This is a genomic window from Pedobacter sp. BMA (assembly GCF_001027745.1).
In the GTDB taxonomy this organism is placed as follows: domain Bacteria; phylum Bacteroidota; class Bacteroidia; order Sphingobacteriales; family Sphingobacteriaceae; genus Pedobacter.
Genome location: NZ_LECU01000005.1, coordinates 420,737 through 431,886, shown reverse-complemented (window position 1 = coordinate 431,886; position 11,150 = coordinate 420,737). Strand labels below are relative to the sequence as shown.

Annotated in this window: 6 protein-coding genes; 4 read left to right on the top strand and 2 right to left on the bottom strand. The window is 43.6% G+C overall.

What is annotated here, in order from left to right; all coding sequences use genetic code 11:
- Positions 1 to 2 precede the first annotated feature (2 nt).
- Together AB669_RS11385 and AB669_RS11380 are read right to left on the bottom strand one after the other, a co-directional pair.
- The gene (locus AB669_RS11385; RefSeq protein WP_047799422.1) at positions 3 to 827 is read right to left on the bottom strand and encodes a response regulator; all 825 of its coding nucleotides are present in this window, start codon (positions 825 to 827) and stop codon (positions 3 to 5) included.
- Positions 812 to 3,985: a two-component regulator propeller domain-containing protein gene (locus tag AB669_RS11380; protein ID WP_047799421.1), complete on the bottom strand. Its 3,174-nt coding sequence runs from the start codon at positions 3,983 to 3,985 to the stop codon at positions 812 to 814. Before AB669_RS11380 ends, AB669_RS11385 begins: the two co-directional genes overlap by 16 nt.
- A gap of 230 nt (positions 3,986 to 4,215) precedes the next feature.
- On the opposite strand from AB669_RS11380, the gene AB669_RS11375 reads away from it, so the two are divergent.
- The 4 genes from AB669_RS11375 (at position 4,216) to AB669_RS11360 (ending at position 11,150) form a co-directional block, all read left to right on the top strand.
- Entirely contained in the window at positions 4,216 to 7,422 is a 3,207-nt protein-coding gene (locus AB669_RS11375) for a TonB-dependent receptor (protein WP_047799420.1), read from the top strand.
- A 15-nt stretch (positions 7,423 to 7,437) separates the two neighbouring features.
- Positions 7,438 to 9,333 (top strand): RagB/SusD family nutrient uptake outer membrane protein, encoded by a 1,896-nt coding sequence (locus tag AB669_RS11370; RefSeq protein ID WP_047799419.1) that lies wholly within the window; start codon positions 7,438 to 7,440, stop codon positions 9,331 to 9,333.
- 13 nt (positions 9,334 to 9,346) lie between these two features.
- Positions 9,347 to 10,051, top strand: coding sequence for a DUF3823 domain-containing protein (locus tag AB669_RS11365; RefSeq protein ID WP_047799418.1), 705 nt, complete (start codon positions 9,347 to 9,349; stop codon positions 10,049 to 10,051).
- A 76-nt stretch (positions 10,052 to 10,127) separates the two neighbouring features.
- Positions 10,128 to 11,150 (top strand): family 43 glycosylhydrolase, encoded by a 1,023-nt coding sequence (locus AB669_RS11360; protein ID WP_047799417.1) that lies wholly within the window; start codon positions 10,128 to 10,130, stop codon positions 11,148 to 11,150.

Genomic DNA, 11,150 nt, shown 5'->3' with positions numbered 1-11,150 from the left:
AATTATGGCTTTCGTTTATCCTGGCTGATGCTGAGCACATAATCGGTTGGCGACATGCCGAATTGCTTCGAGAAATTACGGCCGAAGTGCGATTGAGAACTATATCCTACCACTTCAGAGATCTCGTAAATCTTCATCATCCCTTCGCTTAACAGTTCTGCTGCTTTCTTTAACCGTGCGAGGTTGATCAGCTCATTAGGACTCAAATCTGATATGGATTTAATTTTTCTGTATAAGGTGGGGCGGCTCATGTTCATCTTTTCCGCCAGTAATTCTACGTCCAGATTCAGGTTACTGATGTTCTTGTTAATGGTTTCATGCAGCTTTTCGAGAAATAATTCGTCGGCTTTGGATGAACCCATTGTTTTCATGTGAAGCAGGGGTGAACTGGAGAAATAGGCCTTTATTTTATTTCTGTTTTTAATGAGGCTGGATACCTGTACCTGGAGAAACTCAGGCGAGAAGGGTTTTTCTACATAGGCGTCGGCACCAAGTTCCAGGCCCTCTATTTTTGATTGCAGGGTGTTTTTAGCCGTTAATAAGATCACGGGAATGTGGCTGAATTCGGGTGTCGACTTTACTTTGGCGCAGAAGTCGAAACCATTCATTTCCGGCATCATCACATCGCTGATAATCAGGTGGACGATCTCATTTTCCAAAACGGCCAGGGCTTCAACTCCGTTTCTGGCCTGAAGCACTTTGTATTTTTCTTCCAGGTCATCAGAAATGAAATCCAAAATATCCTGATGATCATCTACCAGCAAAATCACAGATCGCTGTGCTGTGGTATGCCCTGGTATGTCCGTTCTATCTAAAGTTTCTCCCATTGTCCGTTCAAATTAAATTCAATAAGCTGGTGTACAGGTAATTCCAATACGAATATATTAACAGCTTCCTGATTTTGATCAAGGTAAAGTTTTCCGTTGTGTAACTGTGCAAGCGACCGTGAAATCGACAATCCAATTCCGGTACCTGTTTTGATATCTGTTTCCCTGGCCCTGAAGAATGGTTCAAAAATCTTGTTTTCCAGTTCTACAGGTATTTTATTTCCATCGCTTTGAACCCATACATAGAATTTTTCGTTTTTATCGTCTGTTTCAAGTGCAAGTTCTACCTGGCTTTTTCCATACTTTATGGCGTTATCTACCAGGTTACTCATCATTTTATAAAATGCTTCTACATCGATATAAGCCATTAATTGCTGTTCAGGAAGCTGTAAGTTGCAGTTCATCTGGTTTTGCTCTGCAGCGGGCTGAAACTGTAATACCACATCTTTTAATATTTCTGAAATGTTTGCCTGTACAAAATTCAGCGAGAATCCACTGGTTTCTGTTTTTCTGAAGTCGAGCAGCTGATTGGTGAGTTTGAGCAGCCGGTCGGTGTTTCTGTCCATAATCCGCAGGTTCTTTTCAATGGCGGGCACATCTTTCGCCTGTTTGATCAGTTTCTCCATCGGGCCTATGATCAGGGTTAACGGCGTTCTGATTTCATGGGCAACATTGGTAAAAAACTCAATCTTGGCCTGATAAACCTCTTTTTGTTTTTCATGTTCGAATGCTTCCATTCTTCTGTTGTTCTTCAGCTGTATTTTCCGGTGGTATCTTCTCACCAGAATCAGCATTATTGCTGCGATTAAAGCGATATATAGCAGGTAGGCCCATGTGCTAAGGTAAAAAGGGGGCAATACTCTGATCAGGAGTTTCACATTTTTTGTACTCCAGGTGCTGCTCCCTTCCAGTAGCGCTTTTACCTCGAGTGTATAGTTCCCCGGGGCGAGTTTGGTGAAGTATATCTTCCTGTTGGTTTTCAGGTATTCCCAATCTTTGTACAAGCCTTTCATCTTGTAGGCATATTCGGTCATTTCGGGCGACTGGTAATTCAAGGCTGCGAAGTCGACGCTGAAAGAGGATTGGTCGAAGCTGAGGGTAATGGTATCGGTATCAACAATTGACTTTTCCAATACCTGTGCTTTTGCGTCGCTGGAAGTTTCCTGGCCGTTGATTTGAAAGCCGGTTAAAAACACTTGTGTTTCTATCGTGTTTGGTGCAAAGGCGTGGGGATCAAAACTGATCAGTCCTTTTACACTTCCAAAATACATCCGGCCGTTAATGTCTTTGTAAGCCGAGCTATAATTAAACTGGTCGGTAAGTAGCCCGTTGGTTTTGGAATAAGTTTTATTCAGACCTGACTTTGGATCGAAGTGGATGAGTCCACGGGTGCTGCTGATCCAGAATTTGCCTTTTTGATCTTCTTCAATTTTGAAGAGGTAATTACTTGGGAAACCATTTTTAAGGCCATAGCGGCTAAAACGGTTTGTTTTTGGATAATAGCGGCACAGGCCTCCACCATCGGTGGTTACCCAGATATTGTTCTGGCTATCCACAAAAATGCTGTTTATCGTATTGTGGCTGATGGAGCCTGGATTGCCCGGATCGTTTCTAAAGTTTGTAAAACCCTTCCGGGTCAGGTTGAACCTGAAAACCCCATCATTAAAGCTACCCGCCCAGATGTTTCCTGCAGGATCTTCGGTTAAGGAATCATAAAACAGAAAAGGCAAACCGGGGATGGGTTCGAAGTCGTCGGTTTTACGGTTGTACTGATAAATTCCGTTAATGGTGGCAACAATAATTTCACCTTTCCTGGTTTTGCAAAAGGTTACGATAAAGTTGGTGCGCAGCATATTTCCTACACCCGCCTGGTAATGTTTAATTACCCGTTCCGTTTTCAGGTCGAACAGGTCGAGGCCATGTTCAAAAGTTCCTACCCAGAGTCGATCACCGTCCACGAGCAAGCCATGGATATTGGCATAAGAGATACTGCCTTTTCTGCCGTCAGGTAGAAAATGTTTGAACATACCGGTTCTGGGATTTAGCTTGTTCAATCCGGCATCTTCGGTGCCAATCCAGAAGTTGCCATTATGGTCTTTGGTGATCTCTCTGACATCATTTCCACTGATGGAGTTACTGGCTTTTTGCGGAAAATACTTGGTGAACAGGGAGGTGTGTGTGGAGTAATAATTAACGCCACCAAAGTAGGAGCCGGTCCATACGCCACCATCCCGATCTTTGAATATCGTATAAATGGCGTTATCGCTCAATGCGTAATCATTATTATACTGCTTCCTGAGGTTGATGATTTTTTGCAAGGAATCATTATAGATGTATATGCCCGATTCTGTGCCGATCCAGAATTCGTGGGCTGCGGTTTGCTTGATATCCCGAACAAAAACGGGGGTTTTATCGTCGTTAAGGGTGATGATGTTCCTGGATTTCTGTGTGATGGGATCCAGTAATTTAAGCCCCTGGTTGGTGGTTCCGATCAAGAGCAATCCGCCGGTGGTCTCAACCATCTTGGATACCCACCCATATTCCGGTTTTTGGTTGATGCCGTTTACGCTGAAGCTTTCAAATCTATTGGTTTTGACATCATAACGTTCTACGGTTCCACGTCCGGTACTTACCCACACCTGCCCGCTTGCCGAAAGCATCAGCGCAGAGGCATCAAAATTTACTTCTTTGCTGAAAGTGTACAGTTTCCGGGATGATTTATGGTAGCGGTAGAGCTTAAATGACGACGTAAACCACAGGTTGCCGGCGAGGTCACTAATCAGGTCGATGATCCGCATTCCTTTTGTTTCCGCTAAAAGCAGGAAACTTTCCGTTGCAGGCTGGTATTCAAATATACCATCGTTGGTACCTGTCCATAAAGTATTTTGTTTATCTACGTGAACGGCATAAATCAAATCATTGCCTAAGCTGCCTTTGTGTTCCTGATCATGGCGGTAGGTTTTAAAGGAATAGCCATCAAAGCGGTTCAGTCCGTCTTTGGTGCCAAACCACATAAAGCCCTTTTCATCCTGCGCGATGCAAAAAACGGTATTGTTTGATAAGCCGTTTTCGACCTGATAGCGCCTGAAATAATAGGGCTGTGCCACCAGTATTCTGGCAAAACAAATAAGAACGAAGAGGATGACTGGCTTTTTCAATGGGTACTTTGGTCAGGCTTCAAATATATTAAACATCTGCAAGGCGAGCAACCTAAAACGATTTTATTGTACCAAGATGTTTAGCTAGAGGTTATTGATAAAACGAGACAATTTGGAGAAATTATGATACAAATCAGCAATCACTCTAGCTGTTAAAAGCACAATCTTTGAATAAGATTTAAATGAACTAAAACAATTTACTTCTAAAACTAACCAAATCACTAACCTATATGAAAAGAAGTGTATACTCCTATGGCGTAGACTCAGGCTCCTTTAGGGATTTCTTTAAGAAATTCCATCTCAGAAGCAGATTACTCCCTTTTATTTTTAGCTCATTTGCTTTAGTGCTATTGTCGCTTCAGCTCAGTGCGCAAGAACCTGGAACGGTTACCGGTACCGTTACCGACGAGACCGGGGCAACGGTTGTTGGCGCCAGTATCAAAGTTAAAGGCACCACTGTTGGAACAACGACCGACGGAAGTGGTAAATTCAGAATTCAGGTAGCAGATAAAAATGCTACGCTGGTATTTATTTATGTGGGTTACGACAGTCAGGAAGTACTGCTCAATGGCCGATCTACCGTAAATGTAAAACTGGTACCTACCAAAAATGATTTAACTGAAGTAGTGGTAGTGGGTTACAACACCCAAAAGAAAGAAGCCATTACCGGATCAATTGCGACGATTACCAGCAAGGACTTTGAAAAAGTACATGGTGGTTCTACGGTGAGCACCGGTTTAGCAGGCAAGCTACCTGGTGTTTCATTTAGAATGCCAGATGGAAGACCCGGTGCTTCGGCAAACATCCAGATCCGTAATATGGGAAATCCATTGTATGTAATTGATGGGATTCAGCAGGATGCCGGTCAGTTCAATAACATCTCGCCGAACGATATCGAAAGTATCAGTGTACTTAAAGATGCTTCGGCCGCTATCTACGGTAGCCGTGCATCGAATGGGGTGGTATTGGTAACTACCAAACGGGGAAAAACAAACAGCCGCAACACTTTTGTAGTGGATGCCTATACGGGATGGCAGAACTGGTCACGTTTCCCGGAAACAACTGATGCCTATCAGTGGATTTTGGGTAAAGCCATCGCTGAGCTTAACCAGACCGGTGCAACCGGCGTAACCCAAAAAGAAATAGAGCAATGGCGTGTGGGTACTGATCCGGGCTTTCAGAGCCAGAACTGGAAAGACATCATTATTGCACCTAATGCCCCTCAATATTCTGTTAACCTGAATGCATCGGGAGGTACAGATAAGCTGAACTACTATTTCTCTGCCACACGCCTTGATCAAAAAGGGGTTTTCGGAACTTCACGTGAATTCGACTTTAACAGAACCAATATTCAAAGTAATATTGAGGCTAAAATTACTGACCGCTTTAAAGTGGGGATGCTGATTAATGGCAGGATAGAAACACGCGACCAGCCTGGTGTACCGGGAGGTGATGATTATTTCGCTGCCAGATTTGCCTTATTCAGAAATACACCGCTTGAACAGGCTTATGCCAACGGCAACCCTAATTACCCGAATGATATCGGGCACAATACAGAACAGTTTGCTGTACAAAGCAAGGCTTTGAGTGGCTACTGGAGGTCGGACTGGAGGGTACTTCAAACCAACCTTACTGCTTCTTATGATACGCCGATAAAAGGGTTGGAGATTAAAGGATTGTATTCTTATTACATCGCTGATAACCTGATTAATGGTCATGAATATACCTACGATGTTTACCATTACAACTCGACAACCGGTATATATGAAAAACGGGTAGGCAGTTCGAATCCTTACCGTGAGCGGAGAACCGAAAAGATTTATACCAATACCTACCAGATTCAGGCGAACTATAACCGCACTTTCGGTAAACATACCGTAGGCGGTGTATTGGTAGCCGAGCGTTTGGACAGGTTCAGGACTTATACTTTCCAGCATGCGGTACCACAAACCAATGTATTGCCGGTATTGCAGTTTGCCGATCTTGACGGACAGGACTATGCTGATCAACAAGATGAAGAAGCCCGCTTAGGTTATGTGGCGAGACTAAACTACAACTACGACAACAGGTATTATTTAGAACTATCCGGTCGCAGAGATGCTTCCTGGAAATTTGCTCCAGACAGACGTGTCGGTTATTTCCCATCTGCATCAATAGGCTGGAGAATTACGCAGGAAAAATTCATGAAAAACCTGTTAGGCGAATCTACAGTGTTGAACGATTTGAAACTCCGTGCATCTTATGGTGTTTTGGGTGATGATAATATCGACGGACTTGATCCATTTGCTTATTTACCAGGATATCGCTATAATCAGGGTAGTGTGATATTGGATGGGCGTAACATCACCACCTCACGCGACAAGGGACCGATTATTAACAACTTATCCTGGTTCGAAAGCCGTATTACAGACATCGGGCTTGATTTTAGTATGTTTAACAGTAAGCTTTCCGGAACAGCAGATTATTTTTACAGAAAAAGAACAGGCCTTCCGCAGGTAAAAAATGATGTAGCCGTTCCCGCTGAATTAGGGTATGAGCTGAGTCGTGAAAATCTGGAAAGCGATGCACAGTATGGTGCTGAGTTCTCATTAAACTACCGTGACAAGATTGGTGAATTCAACTACAATGTAGGCGGAAACATTTCCATCAGCAGAAGAAAATACCTGGAGCAATATAAACCCCGCTTTGGAAACTCATGGGACCAATACCGGAATAGCATGACCAACCGGTACACTGACATTTTCTGGGGATATGAAGTTACGGGACAGTTCCAGAATATCGACGAAATTAATAACTATAAAGTAAATATTGATGGTAAAGGTAACCGTACCCTTTTGCCAGGTGATTTGATATACAAAGATCAGAATAATGATGGTGTAATTGATAACCTTGATCAGCGCCCGATAGGCTACACTACCACAGGTCAGCCGAATATGGGTTTTGGCTTTACCCTTGGCGGCTCTTATAAAAACTTCGATTTCACTGCCGACTTTTCAGGCGGTTCAATGTACTCGTGGAACCAGAACTGGGAACAACGCTGGGCTTTCCAGAACAATGGTGCATTGTTGCAAAACTTTGCTGATGACAGCTGGCACCGTACAGATCCGTTTAATTTGAACAGTCCCTGGATTGCCGGAAAGTACCCTGCGTTACGCTTTAACGATGGTGGCCATAGCAATTACAACAAAAATTCAACCTTCTGGTTGCATAATGTAAAATACTTACGTGCCCGTACCCTGGAAATTGGTTACACCTTGCCTAAGAAATGGCTAGAGAAAGTTAAAATTCAAAATGCCAGGATTTATGTAAACGGATACAATCTGTTTTCTATCGATAACTTAAAGGAATTTGGTGTTGATCCTGAAATTGCGGATGACAATGGATTGCAGTATCCTCAAAACAAATTTGTAAACATCGGGGCGAAAATTACGCTGTAATAAAAAGTTAATCACATGAAAAAATACATATATACATTAGCGGCAGTAGCGGTATTAAGCTTTGCGCAGTCATGTAAAAAAGATTCAGAATTTTTAGATAAAAAACCCACCAGTACCCTGGCCGTTGATGCCGTTTGGAAAGATCCAAACCTGGTATTGTCGGTACTTGGCGACCTTTACGACACCTTTCCTGATTTCCAGCGTACCGAATCATGGTGGTTGTTTGCCGATTTCGATGAAGGCTTTGCTTCAGCAGGCGGAGATTATTTCCGCCACCAGAATATCGATTACAGTTATGACAGCTGGAACTACTGGGATTACGGATATATCCGTCAGCTAAACTTGTTTCTGAAACGTGGTGAAGAAGCCACTGAACTGGCAGCAGCTGACAAAGCACGGCTTATTGCCGAGGCGCGATTCATCAGGGCAGGGGTATACTTTGAAATGGTGAAAAGAATGGGCGGAGTGCCGATTATTACCGTGCCGCTGGAGTATGACTATAGTGGCAATCCTGAGTACCTGCAATTTCCGAGGGCTAAGGAATCGGAAGTTTATGATTTCGTGATTGCTGAGCTGGAGGCGATCAAGACAATTCTGCCAGATGATGCCGGTCAGAAAGCCAGAGCTACCAAAGGTGCTGCATTGGCTATGGAAACCAGAGCGGCACTATATGCAGCATCATCAGCAAAATATGGCTATTCACAGTTGAGTTTGCCTGGTGGAGAAGTTGGGATTCCTGCATCCGCTGCCAGCGGCTATTATACAAAAGCACTTAACGCGGCGAAGGAGCTGATTAATGGTGGTAAATATTCGTTGTATACCAAAAACCCAAATTTATCAGAAAACTTTGCTTCGTTATTTACAGATAAAGCCAATAATCCGGAAGTGATTTTTGTAAAAGATTATAAGCTTAAAACCAATAGAACCCATGGTTTCACCATCGACAATCAGCCCCGTTCTTCAGCGGAAGAAGCCCAGGGCGGACGTTTAAATCCTTCGCTAAACCTGGTACAGTCGTTCGAAAAATTAGACAATACCTATGCCTCACTGGCCTCAGTTGATGGTTCGGGGAATACCGTTTATTATACCAATATCGGCGATATTTTTGCCGGTAGAGATGCCCGTTTAGCAGGTACGGTAATTCTTCCCGGCAGTCAGTTTAAAAGTAAAACTGTGGATATCTGGGCAGGCTATCAACTTGGAGATGGCTCAATTGTTACCGGTAATGCGTTTGCACAAACCAGAGATAATGTTTTGCCGGGGATTACAGGTTCCGTGCAGGTAGTTGGAGGGGATGGCCCGGTAGATGGGCTGGAGTTTAGTGCCCAATCCGGGTTTTATGTACGTAAGTATCTCGATCCGGCACCAGGTTCCGGCCAGATTGGTACAAGGAGTGAAGTATGGTGGGTTCGTTACCGTTATGCAGAAGTTTTACTGAATGCAGCAGAAGCAGCCTTCGAGTTGGGTGATGCGGCAACGGCTGCTCAATACATGAAACCTGTTCGCGATCGTGCCGGTTTAACAACAGCTTTGACGGCTGCCAATATCAGTTTCGACCGAATTGTGCATGAACGCAAAGTAGAACTGGCTTTTGAAGGGCATGAACTCTGGGACATGAAACGCTGGAGAATTGCTGATAAAGTGTGGAATGGCAGCAACATGTCGACTACAGATTTTGTTAATGCTACAAATATCGGAAGCGCTACCAGAACCAGTACACAGGTTTTCGGTTTGTGGCCATACAAATATTATAACCCTGGAAATGTAAACAACGGTAAATATATTTTTAAGGTAATCAAACCGAGTAGGGTAACTGCGGCGCATCGTTTCCGCCTGGGTAATTACTACTCTATGATTCCACAGGGAGTACTAAACGGTAATCCAAAAATTGTCAGAAACCCTAACCAGTAATCAGATATTAAACATGAAAAATAGTAAATATTTCATCATAGCTGCTTTTGTTGTGCTCTTTCTTTCTTCTTGTAAAAAAGATAATTACGATGCACCAGCAGCAGACTTTACCGGGCGAATTGTTTACCGCGGTGAAGCCATCCCTGTAGAATTTGACCAGGTTCCTTTTGAACTTTGGCAATCAGGATTTGGAAACAACTCCGCTATCCGCGTTTCTGTGGCTCAGGACGGCAGTTTTTCCGCTAAATTATTCGACGGCAATTACCGTTTGGTGTTTTCTGAAAACCAGGGTCCTTTTTTATGGAGGAAAAACTCAGCCGGCAGGCAGGACAGTATTGCCTTAAACATCAGTGGCAGTAAGGTAATGGATATTGAAGTTACGCCATATTATATGATCCGCACGCCGGTGTTTGCTGTAGCAGCTGGCAAAGTAAATGCAAGCTGTAAACTGGAAAAGATCATTACGGATGCCGCTAACGGTAAGAGTATTGAAAAGGTAACACTGTATACAAATAAAACACAGTTTGTAGATGGTAACAATAACAATGGTATACAGGAGCTATCGGGTACCGCAATTGCCGATCTGAATAATTTAAGTATGTCAGTTAACATTCCAACCATGGTGCCTGCACAGAATTATGTTTTTGCCAGGATAGCCGTTAAGATCGCGGGTGTTGATGATTTGCTATTCACACAGGTAACCAAGTTATCGTTTTAACCTATGGTGGAATTATCATTTTAACCTGACTGGTGGGCGGAGCCTGCTACGCCTACCAGTTAATAGATTGTCAACTATGAGGATGAAGTTTATCCTGTTTTTTTTATTTGCCTTGAGTAGCCACATGTTGTGGGCACAAAGCTTTAGTAATCCTTTGTTACCTTCAGGGGCCGATCCGTACAGCTTTTATAAAGGCGGTTATTATTACTATACCCATACTAGTGGGAACAGGATAGACCTCTGGAAAAGCAAAACCATTGATGGATTAAAAACTGCCGAGCGTAAAACCATCTGGAAAGCACCTCCCAATACAATGTACTCAAAAGAGATCTGGGCACCGGAGGTAATGTTTATCCGGGGTAAATGGTATGCTTATTTTGCGGCCGACGATGGCAGGAATGAGAATCACCGCATGTATGTGCTTGAAAACAGTTCCGCTAATCCCATGGAAGGTGAATGGGTTTTTAAAGGCAAAGTTGCCGATTCAACCGATAAGTGGGCCATAGATGCCGATATCATTGATTTCAAAGGTCAGTTATATATGGTTTGGTCGGGCTGGGAAGGGGACCAGAATGGAAAACAGGAAATTTTTATTGCAAAACTTAAAAACCCCTGGACGGTAGATGGACCACGGGTGAAGATTTCAAGTCCAAAATATGAATGGGAAAAGAATGGCGACCTGGGACATGGCGAACATGTTGATGTAAATGAGGGGCCGCAGTTTTTAACCCATGGGGATAAGATTTTGATTGTATACTCGGCGAGTGGTTGCTGGACAGATTTTTACGCGCTGGGTACGCTTAGCGCCTCGGCATCAGCCAACCTGCTCAATCCCGCTTCATGGACAAAATCTACTCAACCTGTATTTCAGCGTTCCGTAGCAAACGGTGTATATGCACCCGGACACAACTCTTTCTTTAAATCGCCAGATGGCAAGGAAGAATGGATTTTATATCATGCCAATGACCAGCCCGGGCAAGGATGCGGTGGTTTCCGTTCTCCAAGGGCACAGCAATTTACGTGGAACGCAGATGGAACGCCAAACTTCGGTATTCCGGTAAAAAAGGGTGAAGCGATCAACGCTCCATCAACAAACTAA

Coding starts and splice junctions, on each gene's coding strand:
- AB669_RS11385 (WP_047799422.1), bottom strand. CDS start 827: ATGGGAGAAACTTTAGATAGAACGGACATACCAGGGCATACCACAGCA.
- AB669_RS11375 (WP_047799420.1), top strand. CDS start 4,216: ATGAAAAGAAGTGTATACTCCTATGGCGTAGACTCAGGCTCCTTTAGG.
- AB669_RS11370 (WP_047799419.1), top strand. CDS start 7,438: ATGAAAAAATACATATATACATTAGCGGCAGTAGCGGTATTAAGCTTT.
- AB669_RS11365 (WP_047799418.1), top strand. CDS start 9,347: ATGAAAAATAGTAAATATTTCATCATAGCTGCTTTTGTTGTGCTCTTT.
- AB669_RS11360 (WP_047799417.1), top strand. CDS start 10,128: ATGAGGATGAAGTTTATCCTGTTTTTTTTATTTGCCTTGAGTAGCCAC.